Here is a 20708-nt window from a genome sequence, read left to right as displayed (position 1 = left end):
CTTTTTTAAAGGAGGGACGAGGGGAGGATTATTATTCAGATCCGATTTTTGACACAAATTCAGGCAATTATAATTCATCCAGATTTTCCCTTACTTTGGAAAAGCCCAAAGTAAGCAAAGACTTTTGTTGAGCAGATCTGACGTCCCTGTCATGCTGCTCAACAGGCGACATCCCGATCGCCAACGCGTATCATATTGCTGATTTATCTTCTACCTGGTTAAAACCCTCTTCTGGAGTCTCCCATGCCAAGTCTGTTTATCGTTATGTTGGGCGGTCGTCATGCCCGCGCCAATACCGAAGTGCACGATGTGGTTCTTACCGTGGCTGATACGCTAGAAGAGACTTTCCCTCAGCTAAGACAGGCCTGGTTTGGCGAACAACAAGGCTTACATATTGATGCCTGGGCGCAAATCAATGGGGTGGAATTTGAAGGCAAACAATATCAGCTGCAATTTAGCAATGCGGCCCCGAATCAGGCGCATGAAAAACTCTGGCTAATCAATTTAGGCGGCTACGATGCGCGTGAATTTGGCGAATTGCATCGCTATGTTCTGGTGGTTGCACAAAATGCCATGGTGGCCAAACAGCGTGGCAAGGCATATTTTGCTGCACACTGGCAAAAGCAGCATACCGACCGGGTGCTGGATGTCGATGACTGCATCGCCATTGATCAGGTGCATGGCCGTTATGTGCAACTGGTGGCCGGGGAATTTGCCGGAAACCGCTGGGAAAATACCTATTTGCCTATTGCCGAGTCCTGACTGTAGCAGACTTAAGCAATCAGCTTGACTCCAATATTGTGAAAGAAAGCAATCTATGTTTTTGTTATTGTTTAGATAAAATAATCTTATTTTTATTTTTCTGGCCAGATTTTATAGGCATAATAAAACGGTAGCTACAGTGTCTCAAACCACATGGAATGTCGTACATGGATTTAATACAACAGAATGGACAGCCACGTTACGGACGTTTTAAGCAATTACCGACCAGTATCCAATACCATCATTATCAATATAAAAGCCCTTATGGTGATGTGCTGTCTGGGTGGCGTAAACGATTAAAATATAAAAAGTTTAAATTTTGTTGTATTCAGCATGAGCACTACACCATCGGCCTGGCCATTGTTGATATTGCTTGGGCCGGGCATGGTTTTGTTTATATCTACAATCATTTGACCGGTGAAGTGCTGGAATGGGATGCGATCAGTTTTCTGGCCCGGCATACGGTGCTGGACGAGCAGCCGCTGTTTAACCATAGTCATTTTCATAAAGCCGGTTATCAGCTGGATATTCAGCATGCCAATGGAGTGCGTTATATCCGGGTGACTAAATACGGCGAACTGCGTCTGAGTGCGCGAATTTTCTGTGCCGGCACTGATCCATTAAGCATGTGCAGTCCGAATGGGATTAATGGCTGGACCTATACCCAAAAGCTGACCACGCTCGGCTGTGAAGGTTTTTTTATCAACAAGCAGGGACAAACCATCCAGTTTCATGACAAAACTTTTGTTTCTCTGGATGATACTTGTGGTTTTTTACGACCGGAAACGGCCTGGTTCTGGCTGTCTTGTAATTTCTGGGATGCCCAGAACAAGCGGGTCGGCATTAATCTGGCTTCTGGCGTCAATGAAAGTTTTGGCAATGAAAACTGTCTGTGGGTCAATGGCCGCCTGTATCCGCTGGCAGATGTGTTATTTGAGCAGCAGTCAGATAACCAGTGGAATATTGTCTCGCTGGATCAAAGCCTGAATTTAACCGTGACCACCGGCTGGCGCCGTTATGAAAATCTGAACCTGCGCCTGGTGGGCAGCCAGTTTAGCCAGTGGCAGGCCAAAGTCAGCGGCACCATTGTGCAGGATGATCAGGAAATTGTGTTCCTGAATGAATATGCCTTGCTGGAACAGCATTATGCCAAATGGTAGATCTTCGTCGCTGCTCCTTCTCACCAAAAAGCTACAACTCATCCACTCAATAAAAAAGCTGAACCTGACATTCAGCTTTTTTAATCCATCATAACTTTTCTTTAATCTTTAGCCGCCTGCCAGAAGGCTTCACCGGCCTGAATCGGATCATTGGTCTGTTCCAGGGTGTTAATCCAGACTTCATACTGGGCAATAATCGGATGCTGGCTGGGATGAAAATCTTTTTTAAACCAGTCCTTATATAGCCGGCCCATCCGGGTTAAGGTGCCTTTTTTGCCAAAGAACCACGGCAAGCCTTTGGCATTCAGTTGCAGACGCTGCCACAGACTAAAGCCATCCTGTTTTAACATGATATTGGCCCGATAAATGGTAAAACCAAACATCAGGAACGTGGTCCAGACCAGGGCAAAATGCCGCATCGCTTCAGAAACTTGGGCCACATCGCGCATTACATCAAAGGCCACATCGCGGTGTTCCATTTCTTCAATCGCATGCCAGGCAAACAAGGCACGCACATACGGATGTGCCTCAGCTAACGTCGAGCGATGGGCATAAAAGGTTTCAGCCATGAGGGCGGTCAGATGCTCGGCTGCTGCCGTGGTGGCAATATTATATTCCGGGGAGCGTTTTTCCAGTTCAAATTTAAAAATCCGGTTGAGCTGGCGGATAAACTGATCCACCGGCATACCCTGATTTTTCATTAGCTGGTTCATTTTGTCATGCGCGATGCCATGCTGGGCTTCCTGGCGGATAAAGTCGGCCACGCGTTGCTGCAGTTCTGGCTGCTGAATCTGCTCGCGGTACAAGCGTACCGACTGAATAAAATAGCGTTCCCCATCGGGAAAGGTCAGGCTTAAGGCATCAAACATGCGGGTCAGAAAAGGATCTCCACCAAACCAGAAGCGTGGAATCTGTTCCAGTTTAAAGTCGAGATTGCTGCGCACCACTGGTTGCGCCTGATATTGGACTATGGCATTCATCTTGTTTTACTTCATCTAGTCGTTCATATCTGCAGTATGTCGGGCTTTAGCGGCTTTGTTTTGACAAGTCTTGCCAGTTTTTATACATTTTACGCCATAGTGAAAATAAGAAATGTCAGGATGACAACTTACCCGAGTGATATTCAGATTCCAAACGGCTATGTACACTTGTGGCAGTCCTACCTGCAGGCACAAGGTGTGCAGCCGCAACAGCTCGAGCTGTCAGACAGCTTGCAGCAATATGTGCAGCATGTACTGAGTTTGCCGATTGATGGCCAATCTTCCTGTCAGGCTTTTATTGCGCTGCTGGAACAGACCCGGCAGCAGCTGAACACAGCCTATCTGGTGTTTGAACTGGCGCGTTTTATCCGTCCGGAACATTTTGGTGTGCTCGGCTATATGGCCTCGCGCAGTAATAGCGTGGCCGAGGCCTTGCAGTATATTGCCCAGTTTAGCCGGCTGGTGATTGATGCTAACGAAGCGGTTCCCATGCAGATTCAGCAGCAGGATGATCTGCTGATTGTGTCTTGGCCGAATCCGCAGGATCAGAGCACGCTGATTCACGAAATCACCTTTGCCTGTATGCTGCAGCTGGCCCGGCAGATGTTTGCGGCCGAACACTTTCCCTTGCGCCGGGTTCATTTTGCCCATGCTCCGCAAACGGCGCTGTATCAATATCAAAAGTTTTATGGCTGCGAAGTGTTGTTTGATCAGCCGGATTATCAGCTGGTGCTGAGCATCGACAGCCTGCAGCTGCAACCACAGCAGCCTGATCCAACTTTAATCGGGATTTTAAAAAAACAGGCTGAAGAAGCGATGGCGGCCAAACCTTTGCTGGAAGGGCTGGACCAGAAGCTGCGTTATTTGATTGCCGATTATTTAAGGCTGCAGCAACAAGCACCCAAGCTGGATGAGCTGGCTGTCGAGCTGTGTATGTCCAGTCGCACTTTGCAGCGTCAACTGAGTGGACTGGGGACCTCATTTAAACAGCTGCTGGACATGGAAAGGATCAAACGCTGTGAGTTGCTATTACCGCAAAAGCTGAGCCTGACCGAGATTGCCAGCCAGCTCGGTTATTCCGATCAGTCGGCTTTGGCGCGTGCCTATAAAGCGCATTGCGGCCAGACCTTAACCGAGCGGCGCCGGGTACTGCGTCAGCAACAGACCACCAATAAAAAGCGGCTGAATAGCCGCTTGGAAAATTAAAAAGTACAGTCTTAAGCCGTGCGCAGTTTAGGGAAACGCAAGGCAATAGCGGCAATCGCAAAAATCGCCAGCACCCAGCAATAATAGACACTGCCAATCAGCTCTACCGGTGACATTTTGGCAATCGAGCAGGCCAGCAATAACTGGGCACCATAAGGAATCAGGCCCTGTACCACGCAGGAGAAAATATCCAGCAGGGCGGCAGCGCGTTTCGGATCGACGCCATATACCTGTGCCACTTCCCGCGCCATATCTCCAGACAGGATAATCGCCACAGTATTGTTGGCCACAAACAGGTTGGAAAACACCACCAAAAAGCTAATTCCCAACTCACCAGCACGTTGCGCACCGACTTTAAACAGGCGCGTCAGCTTGTAGATGCGTTGAATCAGCCATTCCAGGCCACCTTCTTTTTGCATAATAGCCGATAGGCCGCCGAGGAGCATCGACAGCAACGCCACTTCAAACATGCCGACAAAGCCATCATAAATAGCGCCATTCAGCTTGAGCAGATCAAACTCGGGCAGCATCAACAGTCCCATCAGCGCAGAGAGTAAAATCCCGATGGTTAACACTGCCAGTACATGCAGGCGGGAAAAGGCCAGCACAAACACCGCCACATAAGGCAAGATGAGCCAGGCGTTATACTCCTGATAGGCAATGGCCTGGGTATTCTGGTTGATCAGAATATAAATCAGTACTGTGATGAGTGCGGCCGGTACGGCAATCCAGACATTGACCTTGAATTTGTCACGCAGCTGTACTTTCTGGCTGCTGGTGGCGGCAATGGTGGTGTCGGAAATCATCGACAGGTTGTCGCCAAACATGGCACCGCCAACCACCGCACCAATGGTATACACCGTGGCAATTTGCGTGGCTTCGGAAAAACCAAAGGCAATGGGTGCACAGGCTGCAATGGTGCCCATTGAGGTGCCCATGGCAGTGGCAACAAAGGCTGAAATCAGAAACAGCATCGGCAGTACAAATTCAGGCGGGATGATTGACAGGCCCAGCTGTACCGTGGCATTGACACTGCCAATGGCGCCACTGGTGCTGGCAAAGGCACCGGCCAGCATAAACACCATAAACATCAGGATCAGATTGGGATGGCTGGCGCCCTGTAAAAATTCTTCAATGGCCCGGTTCAGCTGACCACGATAGAGCAATAATGCCAGGATAATCGCCGGAATGGCCGCCACCGGCGCCTTGACCTGATAGAAGGCAAACTCGGTCCCAATCAGGGAATGGTAAATGCCACTGCCTAAAAAAATGGCTAAAAATACAATAAGTGGCAACAGCGCAAGCCCGCGAGCGTGCACTTTTGCCTGGGAGTCGGAAATCATAGAAATAAGAAAAAGTCTGAAAACGGCGCTAGTATAAAGCAGCTTTTGCTATTTCTGAAAACTTTAAATGTAAATGCTAACTGTCCTATTTTTATCATCTTTTTTGCTCAGCCATTGGGTTTTTCTAACTGCTTGAGATTGCTGGGAATAGCGAAATTAGGCATCTTTGATCATTGAGAAAAAAACCGAAATATCGGTAAATGTAGCTTTCGGGTTGTTCTGGAATTCGCGCTTTGCTGATGAAATCGGGCATCGACCAGCTGTGCTCTGTTCAATAAGCAAAAAATAGCGTTACAATGCGATGTCCTGTATTTCGACAATAGCAACTTATCAGTTTTGAATTATTCAAGGAAAGCACAGCCCTATGTCACGTTTAGCCACCCGATTTGCACAGTTGAAATCTCAACAACGTAAGGCCCTCGTATCTTATGTCATGGCAGGTGACCCACAGCCACAGGTAACGGTACCACTGTTACATCAAATGGTTGAGGCGGGTGTAGATGTGATTGAGCTTGGACTGCCATTCTCTGACCCGATGGCCGATGGTCCAGTCATTGCCTTGGCTGCAGAACGTGCATTGGCAGGGGGAACCAATACCCTCGATGCACTGAATATGGTCAAGGAATTCCGCCAAAAAGACACGGAAACACCAGTGGTGCTCATGGGTTATTTAAACCCGGTTGAGGTCATTGGCTACCAGAAGTTTGTCGCCTATGCGCATGAATGTGGGGTAGATGGTGTCTTGCTGGTGGATCTGCCGCCAGAAGAAGCTGCCGATTTAGACCAGATCTTACAGCAGTACGATATGGACCAGATTTTCCTGCTGGCACCAACCTCTACCGATGAGCGTATCCAGCATGTAGTGAAACAGGCCAGCGGCTTTATTTACTACGTGTCGCTCAAAGGCGTGACCGGTGCAGCCACTTTAGATGTCTCTGAAGCGGCGCAGCGGATTGAGAAAATCAAGGCAGTCACCGATGTACCGGTTGGTGTCGGTTTCGGTATCAGTGATGCGGCATCTGCCAAAGTCATGGGTGCCGTGGCAGATGCAGTCATCGTCGGCAGTGCTTTCGTAAAACAGTTTGCCAACCTCGAACCAGAACAAGCCGTGGTTGAAACGGTTAATAAAGTCAAGGAGCTTCGAGCCGCGCTCGATGAGTTAGTATGAGTCAAGAAGTCAAGCCAGGGAAAATCTTAAGCCCAACTACGCCGTGGACAGAACGCGGCGTACCGGGAATTCATGTACCGGATGAGCAGCAAGCTTTAAAGGCGACATTCACCGAACCAACCATCGAATGTCCGGAATGTCATGCACTGGTGACTCGTACAGCCATGTCTTTCAATGCCTATGTCTGCCCGCAATGTGACGAGCATTTACGCATGAAAGCGCGTGACCGTTTAACCTGGTTCCTCGATCAGGTCGATGCCGAATTGGGTCAGGAATTCTCTGCCAAAGATCCACTGAAATTTGTGGACAGCAAGCCGTATCCGGACCGTATGGCCGAAGCGCAAAAGAAAACCGGTGAAACTGAAGCTTTACTGGTCATGCAAGGTTTATTAAAAGGCGTGCCGGTAACCACCTGTGCCTTTGAATTTGACTTTATGGGCGGTTCTATGGGCACGGTGGTCGGTGACCGTTTTGTGCTGGCAGCGGAACGTGCCATTCAGCAACGTCAGCCGTTAATTTGCTTTGCAGCATCGGGCGGTGCGCGTATGCAGGAAGGCATGCTGTCTTTAATGCAGATGGCGCGTACTTCAGCAGCCATCCAGCGTTTAAAAGAAGCGGGCTTGCCGTATATCGTGGTCTTAACTCATCCGGTATATGGTGGCGTAACGGCATCGTTGGCGATGTTGGGTGATGTTCATCTGGCAGAACCAAAAGCCATGATTGGCTTTGCCGGTAAGCGTGTAATTGAGCAAACCGTACGTGAAAAACTGGATGAACCGTTCCAGCGCGCGGAATACCTGCTTGATCATGGTGTGGTCGATCAGATTGTTCATCGTCATGCATTACGTGATACTGTATATCGCATTGTCACGAAACTGATGAATTTGTCTTGAATACAGCACCACTTGCAACCGACTCTTTAGAAACATGGCTCAATTATTGGAGCCATGTTCACGTTACAGGGATTGATTTAGGTCTGGAACGGGTGATTCCTGTGGCTGAAAAGCTGGGCGTCACTCACCCGGACGCAAAAGTGTTTACCGTCGCGGGCACCAATGGCAAAGGTTCCACCACCACCACTTTGGCCGCGATTTTAAATGCTCAGGGTTATCAGGTGGGGTTGTATCAGTCACCGCATATTTACCGTTTTAATGAACGGGTCAAACTGGGCGGCGTCGAGGTCGATGACCAGCAACTGATTGAGGCCTTTGTACAGGTTGATCAGGCGCGTCGTGACTGTAATTTAAGTTTATCGTTTTTTGAAGCCACCACGCTGGCGGCTTTTGTCATTTTTAAGCAGCAGGCTTGTGATGTATGGGTGCTGGAAGTTGGCCTCGGCGGCCGTCTGGATGTGGTCAATGTGGTACATCCCGATGTGGCCGTAATTACCAATATCGGGCTGGATCATACCGACTGGCTGGGTGATACCATTGAGAAAATTGCCTTTGAAAAAGCCGGCATCATCCGCCCGAATATTCCGGTGATCTTTGGCGGCGTGCAGGAATTACCGCAAGCCATTCAGGATAAGGCAGCACAGTGTCAGGCCCCGCTGTATGTCGCCAATCGTGATTATTTTTATCGCACCGCTGCAGATGGCCAGTCCTGGTTATTTGCCAGCAGTGGCAGCACCTTGAAATTACCGCTTGGCACGCTGGCGCTGGAAAATATATCGACCGCAGTTGCCGCCGTGTTACTTAGCGGTCTGAACATCCAGCAGCAGGCGATTGCCGAAGGCATCCAACAGGCCCAGCTCCCGGGCCGTTTTGAAATTCGCCAGATTGCCGGCAAGACCGTAATCTTTGACGCCGGGCACAATCCGCACGGTGTAGAGTTTTTGTTAAAGCAATTGCGAAATTATTTAAATTACAATAAACAGTACACCGAAGTGATCAGTGTGTTTTCCATGCTGGCCGATAAAGATGTGAATTCTGTCGTTGCCTTATTGAAAGAACATGTTTTAATGTGGAAAATTGCACAATTAAATGTTCCTCGTGCGGCAGACATCACACAACTGGATGCGGCTCTCGAGGGCGAAACAGTACAGCACTTTGATAGTGTTCAATTAGCTTTTAAATCAGCGCTGGATGAAACAAACAATAATCAGCTGATTTTGGTATGTGGATCATTTCATACCTTAGAAGCGGTATGGGAGTATTTGGAAGAATGTCAATGAATAACAAACAGCGCTGGATGGGCGGCGTTGTTTTATTGGGTGGTGGTGTGTTATTGGCAGCATTACTCCTGAAAGGCCAAGAAGAAATACATCAAAATAATGTCAAAACGCCAGAACGGGTCGAACAGTTACAGCAAAATACTGTGCCTGAAGCCGAAATGATTCAGCTACAACCTTTAACGGTAGATGTAGAAACTGAAAAACGTCTGCTGGAAGAGCAGCGCCGTGCCCGTGAAAAAGCCGTGGCTGAACAGGAAGCGCGTGCAGCTGAATTCCTGGCCATGCAGCAGCAGGCAGAAGCTGAAGCCGCCCGTAAGGCTGCAGAAGAATATGCGGCCTTAAATGCACTACGTAATGGCCAGCAGCAAAGTTCCGACAATATTCCGCCAGAACTGGTCGAAGATGAGCAGGCCAAACAAAAACGTCTGGCTGAAGAAAAACTGGCTGCCCAGAAAAAGCTGGAACAGCAAAAAACAGCTGAAGCCAAAAAAGCTGCCGAGCAGAAAGCGGCCCAAGAGCGTACTGCTGCCGAGAAAAAAGCAGCAGAACAAAAAGCTGCGGAAGAAAAACGCTTAGCTGAAGAAAAGCGTCAGGCAGAAGCCAAACGCAAGGCCGAGCAGGAACGTAAGGCTGCTGAACAGAAAGCTGCAGAAGAGAAGCGCAAAGCTGAGGAAAAACGTCAGGCAGAAGCCAAACGTAAAGCCGAAGAAGAAGCCAAAAAGAAAGCTGAAGCCGAGAAAGCACGTAAACTGCTGGAAGGCGAAGATGATGGTAAACAGTGGATGGTGCAGGTGGCACTGGCCGCCAATGAGGCCAATGCCGATGCACTGGCCGCGCGCTTAAAAGCCAAAGGCTATAAAGTCACCAAGAGTCCGACCTCTAAAGGGATCCGGATTATGGTCGGGCCATCCAAAGACCGTGAAAGTGCCGATGCAGCACGCAAGAAAATTGCAGCAGATGCCAGCCTGAACATGAAATCAGCCTGGGTGATTGACTGGGTACCATTAGACAAGCGGAACTAGTCGTCCAGTCTATCGGTATCTTGCCGTGAGTTCTCATTCGATGGATTCGACAGTTGCTGTCGAATCCATTTTATATTTTCGGGGCGAAATAAGGCATCAATATTGACCCAGATCGGATGGAAACCAAAGCCGCCATATTTCATTTCTGCCAGCGCCTGTTCCACCGGCCAGTGTTCAAATATAATCCGGTACATGGCCACACTGGCCCCGGTCCGGTCTGCACCATGATAACAATGAATCAGCACTTTTTGCTGTTGGGCTTGGGCGCTTTGAATCTGCTGCATAACCTGCAATAAATCTTCCCGGTCAATGGCCCAGGTATGAATGGGTAGATGCACCGATTGCAATCCATGCTGCTGCAACGGTTCCGCCTCTGCCGCTTTGGGACGCAAGTTGATGACCACATCAATATCATGCTGTTGTAACAATGCTGCCAGCTGCTGATCGGGCTGTTCGCTGCGATATAGCATCGGGCTGACCTGATAAAAATTGTGCTGTGCATCCAGCGGTTGAGCCCAGGCACTCGGGCGCTGCTGTTCAGGCAAGGCCGGTGTGGTCATGCAGCCCGTGCAACAAATACAGGTCAGGACCAGGGCAAGCAGATTTTTGGGCATAGTGTTTTAATTGGTTGTGCTGGGTCATTCCAGTGTAGCACGGCTGAGGTGCTGACCTTGTACCATGAAAAATGCCCGTCCGAAGACAGGCATACAGGAAGATGAACGGACCTTGATTATTTAGTCACGATTCGGCTGCGGGGTTAAACGCAGGTACGGTTTTACTGCAGTATAGCCTTTCGGGAAACGCTGTTTTAATTCGGCTTCATCTTGCAGTGAAGGCACAATCACCACATCTTCACCCTCTTGCCAGTTGGCCGGGGTGGCCACTTTATAGTTGTCGGTCAGTTGCAGGGAATCGACCACGCGTAAAATTTCATGGAAATTACGCCCGGTAGAGGCCGGATAGGTAATAATTAAACGCACTTTTTTATTCGGGTCGATAATTACCAGGGAGCGTACCGTCAGGGTTTCGCTGGCATTGGGATGGATAAAATCATATAGCGTCGATACTTTACGGTCCTGATCGGCAATAATCGGAAAATTCACGCTGGTGTTCTGGGTTTCGTTAATGTCATTAATCCAGCCTTTGTGTGACTCGACATCATCGACCGACAGGGCAATGGCCTTGACGCCACGTTTTTCAAATTCCTGTTTGAGTTTTGCGGTATAGCCCAGTTCGGTGGTGCAGACCGGGGTGTAGTCGGCAGGATGTGAAAACAGGATGCCCCAGCTGTCGCCCAGAAATTCATAAAAGTTCAGGGTGCCTTCGCTTGATTCCTGAGTAAAGTCGGGTGCGGTATCGCCTAATCGTAAACTCATTTTAACTGCCTCATATCGTTGTTGTATTGGGGGATGGAATTGACTATGGCGCAATTCTTTTAGCATTGAAAATACTTTTTTTGTAATTCTTTATGAATATATGGAATAAGTAGTTGCATGAAATGCTGAAAAAACATGCAGTCATATTGTCATGCTTTGACTATATCATCCGATTAAAATTTGCTACATTATTTTGCCTTAGCTTCGCTGTACGGATAGAAATCATCAGAATTTTTTGATGGGTTGTGTGCAAAACTCTTGTACTTCAAATTTCTAGCACCATAATAACGACTGAGAACAAATTATTCTTTTGACAAGCAAGATTTAGAGAGTCTATTCATGTTGGCAAGTCTGATCGGAGGAATCTTCGGTACCAAAAATGAGCGCGAACTCAAACGCATGCGTAAAATCGTAGACAAGATTAATGCGCTCGAGCCGACGATATCAGCCTTAAGCGATGCAGACTTATCTGCAAAAACCGAAGAATTCAAACAACGATATAACAAGGGCGAAAGTCTAGATACGTTATTGCCAGAAGCGTTTGCAGTCTGCCGTGAAGCCGGGAAACGGGTCATGGGCATGCGCCATTATGATGTACAGCTGATTGGTGGTATTACCCTGCACGAAGGTAAAATTGCAGAAATGCGTACCGGTGAAGGTAAAACCTTAATGGGGACTTTGGCCTGTTACCTGAATGCCTTAAGTGGTGAAGGCGTACACGTGATTACCGTGAACGACTACCTGGCACAGCGTGATGCCGAGCTCAACCGTCCACTCTTTGAATTTCTGGGTTTAAGCATCGGGATTATTTATTCGATGCAGGACCCGACCGAAAAAGCGCAAGCCTATCGTGCCGATATTACTTACGGGACCAACAACGAATTTGGTTTCGACTATTTGCGTGACAACATGGTGTTCTCGCTGGCAGAGAAAAAGCAGCGTGGCCTGACCTATGCCATTATCGATGAAGTCGACTCGATCCTGATTGATGAAGCACGTACCCCGCTGATTATCTCGGGTCAGAGCGAAGACTCATCACAGCTGTATGCGGCGATTAATACCATTCCGCCTAAACTGCATCCGCAAAAAGAAGAGAAAGTGCCAGATGGCGGTCACTTCTGGATTGATGAAAAACAGCGTTCGGTTGAAATGACCGAAGTCGGTTATGAAACCGTAGAAAATGAGCTGATTCAGATGGGGCTGCTGGCAGAAGGGGAAAGCCTGTATTCTGCTTCCAACCTGAATCTGGTACATCACGTGTCTGCGGCGATTCGTGCCCATTTCCTGTATCAGCGCAATGTGCATTACATCATCCATGATGGTGAAGTGATTATTGTCGATGAAAACACCGGCCGTACCATGCCGGGTCGTCGCTGGTCTGAAGGTCTGCATCAGGCGGTTGAAGCCAAAGAAGGTCTGGAAATCCAGCCGGAAAACCAGACTCTGGCCACCACCACCTTCCAGAACTACTTCCGTCTGTACAAAAAACTGTCCGGGATGACCGGTACTGCCGATACTGAAGCGGCAGAAATGAAAGAAATTTATGGTCTGGATGTGGTGATTATTCCAACCCACCGTCCAATGATCCGTCAGGACCATAACGATTTAATCTATTTAAATCGTGAAGGCAAATACAATGCGATTATTCAGGAAATCCTGCGCGTGCAGGAATCGGGTGTCGCGCCGATCCTGATTGGTACTGCCACCATTGAAGCCTCAGAAATCCTCTCGGACAAACTGAAAGAGGCCGGTATTCATCATGAAGTTCTGAACGCCAAACAGCATGAACGTGAAGCCGATATTATTGCCCAAGCCGGTGCACCACGTGCGGTGACCATTGCCACCAACATGGCGGGTCGTGGTACCGATATTCTGCTCGGTGGTAACTGGAAAGCTCTGCTGGCCAAAATTGAAAACCCGACACCTGAAGATGAACAACGTCTGAAAGAAGAATGGGACCAGAACCACGAAGCGGTACTGGCCTCAGGCGGTTTGCATATTATTGGTTCTGAACGCCATGAATCACGCCGTATTGATAACCAGCTGCGTGGTCGTGCCGGTCGTCAGGGTGACCCGGGTGTGTCGCGTTTCTATCTGTCACTTGAAGATGACCTGATGCGTATTTTCGCCGGTGATCGTGTGGTGGCCATGATGCGTGCCATGGGCCTGAAAGAAGATGAAGCCATTGAACACAAAATGGTGTCGCGTTCGATTGAAAATGCCCAGCGCAAAGTTGAAGCACGTAACTTTGATATCCGTAAGAACCTGTTGAAATACGATGACGTCAACAATGAACAGCGTAAGATTATTTACTCACAGCGTGATGAAATTCTTGCCGCAAACTCATTGCAAGATTACATCGAAGAAATGCACCGTGAAGTGATTCAGGGCGTGATTGCCAACTATGTACCACCAGAGTCGATTCATGATCAGTGGGATATTGACGGTCTGGAGCAGGCGTTACGTGAAGATCTGGCTTTAGATCTGCCAATTAACCAATGGTTAGAAGAAGATCGCCGTCTGGATGAAGAAGGTCTGGTCGAACGTATTTCTGATGAGCTGGTGGCTCGTTATAACAGCCGCCGTCAGCAAATGGGTGATGAATCTGCAGCGATGCTGGAGCGTCACTTTATGCTCAACTCGCTGGATCGTCACTGGAAAGACCATCTGGCGGCAATGGATTACTTGCGTCAAGGCATTCATTTACGTGGTTATGCGCAAAAGAATCCGGAGCAAGAATACAAGAAAGAAGCCTTTAACCTGTTTGTGAACATGCTCGCTGTGATCAAGTCTGATGTCGTGACTGACTTGTCTCGCGTACACGTACCAACAGCTGAAGAACTGGCTGAACTTGAAGCACAGAAACAGGCACAAGCCGAGGCGATGCAGCTGAATCTGTCTCATGCCGATGTGGACAGTCTGACCGGTGAAACTTTCGAAGCTGATGCGCAGCAGACAACCCCAACCGAAACGGTGTTTACGCCACCGGCAAGCCGTAACTCGCCATGTCCATGTGGTTCAGGTTTGAAATACAAGCAGTGCCACGGCAAAATCTAAGCCATTTAAAACATCTCGCAAAAAGCAGAATTTCGATTCTGCTTTTTTTATTCCGCTAAGTGTTTGAATAGTTTTGCAAGATGTGAATACAGATTGCAGTGCAGGAAATTAAATGGTATTTAGTTGCACATTGCACACCGAAAAGTGGAAAACACAATGAAAAAAGTATTACAACCTTTACTGATTGTTGCTTTAGCAGCACCTGCTTTGGCTTTTGCCAATACCCAAACCACCACGCCGGCAAAAGTACAGGCCGCAGTCGGTGTAAGCACCACCCAAGCAGTGGTCAATAATGACCAGGTGACGGTTGCAAGCCCACGTACCGGTATCCGTTATACCTTTGCCAACCCGAATAAACGTCCGATTGTGCTCCAGACTGCAGCCATTGCACCGGCCAATGCCGCCAATGCCGATCGCATTGTTGCTTCTAACCCGGCATTGTCTGCAGAAAGCCAGCAAAAAGCCAAACAGGCTTTATTAAACGAAGCTGCGCAACTGGCCAAAAACTAAGGGTCAAGCACACAACACTAACCAGCCTCAGGGCTGGTTTTTTATTGTACGGCAGTTGAGTCCGGTCACAATTTTGTGGATGACGGGTTCTGCTCGATTTTTTCCTGATTTTGTTCTAAGCTGTGCACACTGAATTATTAACTGGTTGGACGTTTTAAAAATGGCAGTAGGTGACGTTTCTATGCCACAGATGCATGTGGTCAAAGGGGTGAGAATTGGGACAGCAGAAGCCTATGTTCGTTATAAGAACCGACGTGACCTTGTTATTTTTGAACTGGCCGAAGGTGCCAATGTCGCCGGTGTGTTTACCCAAAACGCCTTTTGTGCAGCGCCTGTGCATATCTGTAAAGCGCATCTGCAGGCGGGTAATCCACGTTATTTAGTGATTAACACCGGCAATGCCAATGCCGGAACCGGTAAAACCGGTATGCAAAATGCAGCAGCAACCTGTGCCAAGCTGGCTGAACTGGCAGGTGTACAGACCGCCGAAGTATTGCCATTTTCTACCGGTGTGATTGGCGAGCAGTTACCAATTGAGCGTTTAACTGCGGGTTTACAACCGGCCCTAGACAGCTTGCGTGCTGATGCCTGGGACGACGCTGCCCGCGGTATTATGACCACAGATACCACACCGAAAGGTGCATCTGAGCAGTTTGAACTGGATGGCATCACTTATACCATGACCGGTATTTCTAAAGGTGCCGGCATGATTCGCCCGAATATGGCGACCATGCTTGGTTATGTGGCCACTGATGCTCCAATCAGCCGTGAACTGGTACAGCAACTGTTGAGTAGTACGGTTAATGTCTCGTTTAACCGCATCACTGTCGATGGAGATACCTCAACCAACGATTCCTGCATTTTCATTGCAACTGGCCAAGCCGGTGGTACAGAAATCAGCTCGACCGAAGATCCGCGTTATGCCGTAGTATTAGAGGTTTTAACCCGGGTGATGACACGTCTGGCGCAGCTGATTGTGCGTGATGGTGAAGGCGCAACCAAATTTATTACCGTTGCAGTCGAAGGCGGACAAAATACCCAGGAATGTTGCGATATTGCTTACAGTATTGCTCATTCACCGCTAGTAAAAACCGCTATTTTTGCCTCTGATCCAAACTGGGGCCGTATTCTGGCGGCCATTGGTTATGCGGGCGTGCCAAATTTAGACGTTGAAAAAATTCAGGTTTGGTTAGATGATGTACAAATCTGTAAAGATGGCGGCGCCGCAGCGGACTACACCGAAGAAGCCGGCGCACGTGTCATGGCGCAGCAGGAAATGACCATTCGTGTAGATTTAGGTCGTGGCCAGGCTCAAGATACCGTCTATACCTGCGATTTATCTTATGACTATGTCAAGATTAATGCAGACTACCGTTCTTAAGTCCCTGATGTGTTTCTGAAAAAGCCTCCGTTGTGAGGCTTTTTTACAACGCTGTATTTTTAATGATTGGTCAAGCGCTGATACTGACCAATTGCTGATGTAACTGCTTGTGCAAACAAGCATTTCGATAGAGAAGACGCTGTTATGAATGATGCGACCAATTTAATTGCCAATGAAGCAAAGTCGATTGTGCAGGCGCATTTAGACCGTTTGGGTGAACCGAAAGAAAATCATTTAACTGAAGAAGCCAAGCAGGCCAAATTTGCCTTAATTCAGGCCGAACTAAAAAAACGTGATGCAGTACTGGTGGCACACTATTATTGCGATCCTGAAGTGCAAGAGCTGGCAGAGCTGACGGGTGGTTGTGTATCGGATTCACTGGAAATGGCACGTTTTGGTCGTGATCATGCAGCGTCAACCCTGGTGGTGGCCGGGGTGAAATTTATGGGCGAAACCGCCAAAATCCTGTCACCTGAGAAAACAGTGCTGATGCCGACGCTGGAAGCGACCTGTTCACTCGACCTGGGCTGCCCGGTAGATGAATTTACCCAATTCTGCGATGCCCATCCTGATCATACCGTAGTGGTGTATGCCAACACCTCGGCTGCTGTGAAAGCCCGTGCCGACTGGGTGGTAACCTCAAGCTGTGCGGTTGAAATTGTCGAGCATCTCGATAGCCTGGGTGAAAAAATTATCTGGGCACCGGATCAGCATTTGGGTCGTTATATCCAGAAAAAAACGGGCGCAGACATGCTACTCTGGGATGGTGCCTGTATCGTGCATGAAGAATTCCGTGCCCGCGGGATTGCACAAATGAAAGCGCTTTATCCGGATGCAGCGGTGCTGGTGCATCCAGAATCACCAGAATCGGTGGTGGATATTGCTGATGCAGTCGGCAGTACCTCGCAATTGATCAAGGCTGCCCAGACTTTGCCACATGAGCGTTTAATTGTGGCGACCGACCGCGGGATTTTCTACAAAATGCAGCAGGCGGTACCGAACAAGATTCTGGTAGAAGCGCCGACCGCTGGTGAAGGCGCGACCTGTCGCTCATGCGCGCATTGCCCGTGGATGGCTATGAACGAACTAGATGGGATTTTGCAGGTTTTACAGCAGGGTGATCAGGAAATTTTTGTTGATCCTACGCTGGCAGAACGCGCCAAATTACCGCTCGATCGCATGTTAAACTTCAGTGCGCAGCTAAAACGCTAAAAATTGATTGAAAAATGTCTAAAATGCTTGATAAATAAGCGGTTGAAGAGATTTTTCATATTTTTTTAAAGATAGGTGTTGACGTCCACGGGCGTCGCGCCTAGAATGCACACCGTACCGCACGATGTGCGATACACGAAAAGCTGAGATGAAACGGAGCATAGCACAGCCTGGTAGTGCACCTGGTTTGGGACCAGGGGGTCGTAGGTTCGAATCCTACTGCTCCGACCAATTTCTCAAGGCAACGATGTGTTTTTGGTATCATCGGTTAAGCGCTTGTAGCTCAGTTGGATAGAGCATCCGCCTTCTAAGCGGATGGTCACAGGTTCGAATCCTGTCAGGCGCGCCATTTTGGTGGCTTGGTATTGTAGAACTAATTGATGGTGGATGTAGCTCAGTTGGTAGAGCCCTGGATTGTGATTCCAGTTGTCGCGGGTTCGAATCCCGTCATTCACCCCAACTTTTAAAGTTGAAAATCGGAGCATAGCACAGCCTGGTAGTGCACCTGGTTTGGGACCAGGGGGTCGTAGGTTCGAATCCTACTGCTCCGACCACTTTCCCTAAAGTTGAAAGATAAAAGATGCCGCGTTAAGCGGTTTTTTTATGCCTGAAATTTAAGTCTGCGGATCAAATCTCCCCATAAAAAAAGCCTCTGCAAGAGGCTGATTCTACAAAGTAGCAAAATACTTAAGGCACAATCACCACATTTACACGACGGTTCATCACCCGGTTTTCAGGAGAGGTGTTTGGTACCAGCGGCTGTTCTGCACCGCGAGGAGTTACCTGTAAATTCACTGGTCGAAAACCTTGTTGCATAAAAATTTGTGCGACATTTTCGGCACGTTCTCCGGACAGCTTAAGGTTATAGGCCAGGTCACCGACATTGTCGCTATGTTCAATAATTTTGACTTTATCCAGTTTATATTTCAGCAACTTGCTTGAGAGTTGCTGTAAAGCTTGCTGGTCGTGTGCCTGGATCTCGGCCTGATCAAAACCGAACAGCAGTTTTTCTGGTAGGCCTAAGCTCCAGCCCTCGCTGGTCAGGCTAAAACCTTCCTGCTTGAGCATGCGGGCCTGTTTGTAATTGAGCTGCCCCAGGCTCATGCAGGCACTGAGGGTAGTCAGTGCAAGCAGCAGACAAGCAGTTTTAAAAATATGTTTTAACATGAATAAACTAACCTTTGGCCATGCGCCCGTGCTCTGCAAAAATGTACCAGTGTTGTGCGAGCTGCTTGGCCTTATACATGGCCATATCTGCATTATTGATCAGCATTTCAGGAGATGATGCTGACTGCGCGAGTGCGATGCCAATACTAAAACTGAAATAAATAGGATGATGATTAAAAATTAAAGGCTGGCGACAGCAGTGGAGTAAATTTTCACTTATTCTAATTAAATCATGATGATCTTCAATATTTTTTACAATAATTGCGAACTCATCACCACCGAGGCGGGACACAAAATCATGCTGGTTTAACGCTTGGCGCAAGCGTTTGGCCATTTCCAGCAGCACGGCATCACCGGCGGCATGGCCGTGGCGATCATTAATTTCTTTAAAGTTATCGTTATCAATAAACAGCAGGGCAATGCTGTCTTGCGTACCTTGGGCAAAACTCTGTGCCAGCATTTGATGGAAATATTCACGATTAGGAAGTTGGGTCAGTCCATCATGACGGGCCTGATGCGACAATTGATGATTTTCATGTTGCAGGGCCCGGGTTGAGGCTTCAATTTTGTCCAGCAGTTCATTTACCACGCGATTAATTTCCTGAAATTCGGAAATTTCAGACGAGGGCAGGCGTAGCTGATAATTTTTATTGGTGCTGATGGTCTGGGTGGTCTGTACCAGTGGATTGACCGCTTTCATCAAATGTCGGTAAACCGCATTTGCCGACCAGAACAGTAAGGCCAGCAGTAAAATAAAGCTAATGGTCAGCGCCAGTAGAATGGTATAGAAAAAACTGACATGGGTAGAGGCATTGCCATAGACCACCAGTTGTCCAAAATTTTGCTGCTGATGCTGAATCTCGACTGTCACCGGCTCACGAAAATACAGCCAGTCCAGTAAATACTGAATAAACGGTAACGCATTTTGATGATGATGAATGGTCGGCAGGACCTCACCATTGGTTGCGATGACTTGAATCGAATGAATCGGATATTGCTCGGCATATTCAGTCAGAATCTTCTGAATTGTATAGGTGTCATGAAAGACCACAGCGGGCTGAATCCGCTCTGCCAGAGAACCGGATAAAATACTCAAACTCTGTTTGGCATAACTTCCAGGGTGTAATTAGACACCACACAAAAAATACCTAGGCATAAACCAAAGGTCAGAATAAAAATCACCAGCTGGTACGAACGGAAAATAGGTCGTAGCGATACTGCTTTGGGCTTATTCATGCTTTAGGCCCCCGTTTTTACCCAGTAATAATACCCGGGGGTCAATATGTACCTGCGATTGCGTCAGACTTTGCATATTCACCCTAAATGAATACTGCTGATTTTTCTTCTGGTAAAGGCAAAAGACGCTGCCCAGCTCACAGGCTGAATTGGTGGTGCTAATGCTTAAGGCGGGATAACGCACTGTACTGTTCAGAATATTCTGTTCTTCACGTGGGCTTAGGTTGGAAAAGACAATGGCCTGACAACTGGTCTGTTTTAAATCGTCTAATTGTAGTGGGCTGATTTTATAAACATGCTGTGTGCTACGCTGGCTTTTAAATTGTTGTGCTAGCGCTGGATTATTCACAATACAAATATTCGGCGTGTTTTGCTCCCATTTGGCATAACTTAAAATGGCATACACCATTTGCGGTGCACCAGTGGTTGGGCTATTGGCATGGGCAGGGTGCAAACATAAACACAGCAAAAAACACAGTGTTTTGTGTAAGGGGAGAGAAGGCATTTTTATAAAAAATTAAAAATAAAATTATGGCCGCAGTCTAACTAAAATAAAAATGAAAGAAAAGGATAAAAAATAAACTGAAAAACCTGAAATTGATCATAAAAAATACAGTTAAAATATATTTCCCAAAATAATTAAAAATAGGGGTTGCGTCAGGTTTTATTTGCTCTATAATGCACATCCATCGGCGGTGATGTTGATAAAAACTTGTTGAAAAACAATAGCTTGGTTGATTGATTTAAGATTAATTAAGTTTGTTTTGAGTAGATGAGTTTGAAAATAAAATCAACATTGCATGTTGACTTTCTAGAAATAGAGAGTAGTATAGCCGACCTAGCTTGATGCTGACGAAGCATCGAGAAGATCATTAAGAGATTATGAAGAACAACTTGTGTGGATTTTTACTGGTTGATTAATCGAATATATTTTCATTAATTGATTGGTTTAAAT

General features: G+C 47.7%; 18 protein-coding genes and 4 tRNA genes. 15 read left to right on the top strand and 7 right to left on the bottom strand.

What is annotated here, in order from left to right:
• Positions 1-243 precede the first annotated feature (243 nt).
• Entirely contained in the window at positions 244-762 is a 519-nt protein-coding gene (locus FTT68_RS12905; protein WP_005179980.1) for a DUF1543 domain-containing protein, read from the top strand.
• Positions 763-929: 167 nt separating this feature from the next.
• Positions 930-1922: a DUF2804 domain-containing protein gene (locus FTT68_RS12900; RefSeq protein WP_005179978.1), complete on the top strand. Its 993-nt coding sequence runs from the start codon at positions 930-932 to the stop codon at positions 1920-1922.
• Between the two features lie 101 nt (positions 1923-2023).
• Here FTT68_RS12900 and FTT68_RS12895 read toward each other — a convergent pair whose 3' ends face one another.
• The gene (locus tag FTT68_RS12895; RefSeq protein ID WP_016658655.1) at positions 2024-2902 is read right to left on the bottom strand and encodes a metal-dependent hydrolase; all 879 of its coding nucleotides are present in this window, start codon (positions 2900-2902) and stop codon (positions 2024-2026) included.
• Between the two features lie 120 nt (positions 2903-3022).
• On the opposite strand from FTT68_RS12895, the gene FTT68_RS12890 reads away from it, so the two are divergent.
• On the top strand, positions 3023-4108 hold the full coding sequence (locus tag FTT68_RS12890; protein ID WP_180057704.1) for an AraC family transcriptional regulator: 1086 nt from the start codon (positions 3023-3025) through the stop codon (positions 4106-4108).
• Positions 4109-4119: 11 nt separating this feature from the next.
• On the opposite strand, the gene FTT68_RS12885 is transcribed toward FTT68_RS12890, so the two are convergent.
• Positions 4120-5451 (bottom strand): Na+/H+ antiporter NhaC family protein, encoded by a 1332-nt coding sequence (locus FTT68_RS12885; RefSeq protein ID WP_180057703.1) that lies wholly within the window; start codon positions 5449-5451, stop codon positions 4120-4122.
• 364 nt (positions 5452-5815) lie between these two features.
• Here FTT68_RS12885 and trpA point away from each other — a divergent pair, with 364 nt between their 5' ends.
• From trpA to FTT68_RS12865, 4 genes are read left to right on the top strand one after another with little or no spacing between them, the layout of a single operon-like run.
• Complete coding sequence (trpA, locus tag FTT68_RS12880; protein WP_005179970.1) at positions 5816-6619, top strand: tryptophan synthase subunit alpha; 804 nt, start codon at positions 5816-5818, stop codon at positions 6617-6619.
• Positions 6616-7512: an acetyl-CoA carboxylase, carboxyltransferase subunit beta gene (gene accD, locus FTT68_RS12875; protein WP_005179967.1), complete on the top strand. Its 897-nt coding sequence runs from the start codon at positions 6616-6618 to the stop codon at positions 7510-7512. Before trpA ends, accD begins: the two co-directional genes overlap by 4 nt.
• Positions 7509-8792 (top strand): bifunctional tetrahydrofolate synthase/dihydrofolate synthase, encoded by a 1284-nt coding sequence (gene folC / locus FTT68_RS12870; protein ID WP_160242840.1) that lies wholly within the window; start codon positions 7509-7511, stop codon positions 8790-8792. The genes accD and folC overlap by 4 nt, the downstream gene beginning before the upstream one ends.
• Positions 8789-9814, top strand: a complete 1026-nt coding sequence (locus FTT68_RS12865) for an SPOR domain-containing protein (protein WP_160241011.1) — start codon at positions 8789-8791, stop codon at positions 9812-9814. Before folC ends, FTT68_RS12865 begins: the two co-directional genes overlap by 4 nt.
• Here FTT68_RS12865 and FTT68_RS12860 read toward each other — a convergent pair.
• Positions 9811-10428 carry a dual specificity protein phosphatase family protein gene (locus FTT68_RS12860; RefSeq protein WP_180057701.1) on the bottom strand — a complete coding sequence of 206 codons (618 nt, stop codon included), beginning with the start codon at positions 10426-10428 and terminating at the stop codon, positions 9811-9813. The genes FTT68_RS12865 and FTT68_RS12860 overlap by 4 nt on opposite strands.
• Before the next feature lie 120 nt (positions 10429-10548).
• The gene (locus tag FTT68_RS12855) at positions 10549-11190 is read right to left on the bottom strand and encodes a peroxiredoxin (RefSeq protein ID WP_005179960.1); all 642 of its coding nucleotides are present in this window, start codon (positions 11188-11190) and stop codon (positions 10549-10551) included.
• A gap of 339 nt (positions 11191-11529) precedes the next feature.
• On the opposite strand from FTT68_RS12855, the gene secA reads away from it, so the two are divergent.
• The 8 genes from secA to FTT68_RS12815 all read left to right on the top strand — a co-directional run bounded on the left by secA (position 11530) and on the right by FTT68_RS12815 (position 17904).
• Positions 11530-14247, top strand: a complete 2718-nt coding sequence (gene secA, locus FTT68_RS12850; RefSeq protein ID WP_180057699.1) for a preprotein translocase subunit SecA — start codon at positions 11530-11532, stop codon at positions 14245-14247.
• A gap of 156 nt (positions 14248-14403) precedes the next feature.
• Complete coding sequence (locus tag FTT68_RS12845) at positions 14404-14757, top strand: hypothetical protein (protein ID WP_152342516.1); 354 nt, start codon at positions 14404-14406, stop codon at positions 14755-14757.
• 160 nt (positions 14758-14917) lie between these two features.
• The gene (gene argJ, locus FTT68_RS12840; RefSeq protein ID WP_016658664.1) at positions 14918-16138 is read left to right on the top strand and encodes a bifunctional glutamate N-acetyltransferase/amino-acid acetyltransferase ArgJ; all 1221 of its coding nucleotides are present in this window, start codon (positions 14918-14920) and stop codon (positions 16136-16138) included.
• A gap of 144 nt (positions 16139-16282) precedes the next feature.
• Positions 16283-17350 (top strand): quinolinate synthase NadA, encoded by a 1068-nt coding sequence (gene nadA, locus FTT68_RS12835; RefSeq protein ID WP_016658665.1) that lies wholly within the window; start codon positions 16283-16285, stop codon positions 17348-17350.
• Between the two features lie 154 nt (positions 17351-17504).
• Positions 17505-17581 (top strand) — tRNA-Pro (locus FTT68_RS12830).
• Between the two features lie 41 nt (positions 17582-17622).
• A tRNA-Arg gene (locus FTT68_RS12825) sits at positions 17623-17699 on the top strand.
• 34 nt (positions 17700-17733) lie between these two features.
• A tRNA-His gene (locus tag FTT68_RS12820) sits at positions 17734-17809 on the top strand.
• Positions 17810-17827: 18 nt separating this feature from the next.
• Positions 17828-17904 (top strand) — tRNA-Pro (locus FTT68_RS12815).
• A 133-nt stretch (positions 17905-18037) separates the two neighbouring features.
• On the opposite strand, the gene FTT68_RS12810 is transcribed toward FTT68_RS12815, so the two are convergent.
• The 3 genes from FTT68_RS12810 to FTT68_RS12800 all read right to left on the bottom strand — a co-directional run bounded on the left by FTT68_RS12810 (position 18038) and on the right by FTT68_RS12800 (position 20207).
• Positions 18038-18517, bottom strand: coding sequence for an OmpA family protein (locus FTT68_RS12810; RefSeq protein WP_180057689.1), 480 nt, complete (start codon positions 18515-18517; stop codon positions 18038-18040).
• 7 nt (positions 18518-18524) lie between these two features.
• A complete protein-coding gene (locus FTT68_RS12805) occupies positions 18525-19613 on the bottom strand; it encodes a sensor domain-containing diguanylate cyclase (protein WP_253586867.1) in 1089 nt (362 codons plus the stop codon).
• 132 nt (positions 19614-19745) lie between these two features.
• On the bottom strand, positions 19746-20207 hold the full coding sequence (locus tag FTT68_RS12800) for a YfiR family protein (RefSeq protein WP_228151049.1): 462 nt from the start codon (positions 20205-20207) through the stop codon (positions 19746-19748).
• Positions 20208-20708: the final 501 nt, after the last annotated feature.

Source organism: Acinetobacter sp. Q85-2, from assembly GCF_013420555.1.
Classification (GTDB): Bacteria; Pseudomonadota; Gammaproteobacteria; order Pseudomonadales; family Moraxellaceae; genus Acinetobacter; species Acinetobacter indicus.
The sequence above is the reverse complement of the archived record's forward strand: the minus strand, read 5'-3'. Positions and strand labels throughout refer to the sequence as shown.

What these genes read in the sequence shown, in the direction of transcription:
- FTT68_RS12860 (WP_180057701.1), bottom strand. Translation starts at nt 10,428, where the DNA reads ATGCCCAAAAATCTGCTTGCCCTGGTCCTGACCTGTATTTGTTGCACG.
- argJ (WP_016658664.1), top strand. Translation starts at nt 14,918, where the DNA reads ATGGCAGTAGGTGACGTTTCTATGCCACAGATGCATGTGGTCAAAGGG.
- nadA (WP_016658665.1), top strand. Translation starts at nt 16,283, where the DNA reads ATGAATGATGCGACCAATTTAATTGCCAATGAAGCAAAGTCGATTGTG.
- secA (WP_180057699.1), top strand. Translation starts at nt 11,530, where the DNA reads ATGTTGGCAAGTCTGATCGGAGGAATCTTCGGTACCAAAAATGAGCGC.
- FTT68_RS12905 (WP_005179980.1), top strand. Translation starts at nt 244, where the DNA reads ATGCCAAGTCTGTTTATCGTTATGTTGGGCGGTCGTCATGCCCGCGCC.
- accD (WP_005179967.1), top strand. Translation starts at nt 6,616, where the DNA reads ATGAGTCAAGAAGTCAAGCCAGGGAAAATCTTAAGCCCAACTACGCCG.
- FTT68_RS12855 (WP_005179960.1), bottom strand. Translation starts at nt 11,190, where the DNA reads ATGAGTTTACGATTAGGCGATACCGCACCCGACTTTACTCAGGAATCA.
- trpA (WP_005179970.1), top strand. Translation starts at nt 5,816, where the DNA reads ATGTCACGTTTAGCCACCCGATTTGCACAGTTGAAATCTCAACAACGT.
- FTT68_RS12895 (WP_016658655.1), bottom strand. Translation starts at nt 2,902, where the DNA reads ATGAATGCCATAGTCCAATATCAGGCGCAACCAGTGGTGCGCAGCAAT.
- FTT68_RS12865 (WP_160241011.1), top strand. Translation starts at nt 8,789, where the DNA reads ATGAATAACAAACAGCGCTGGATGGGCGGCGTTGTTTTATTGGGTGGT.
- FTT68_RS12810 (WP_180057689.1), bottom strand. Translation starts at nt 18,517, where the DNA reads ATGTTAAAACATATTTTTAAAACTGCTTGTCTGCTGCTTGCACTGACT.
- FTT68_RS12890 (WP_180057704.1), top strand. Translation starts at nt 3,023, where the DNA reads ATGACAACTTACCCGAGTGATATTCAGATTCCAAACGGCTATGTACAC.
- FTT68_RS12885 (WP_180057703.1), bottom strand. Translation starts at nt 5,451, where the DNA reads ATGATTTCCGACTCCCAGGCAAAAGTGCACGCTCGCGGGCTTGCGCTG.
- FTT68_RS12900 (WP_005179978.1), top strand. Translation starts at nt 930, where the DNA reads ATGGATTTAATACAACAGAATGGACAGCCACGTTACGGACGTTTTAAG.
- FTT68_RS12845 (WP_152342516.1), top strand. Translation starts at nt 14,404, where the DNA reads ATGAAAAAAGTATTACAACCTTTACTGATTGTTGCTTTAGCAGCACCT.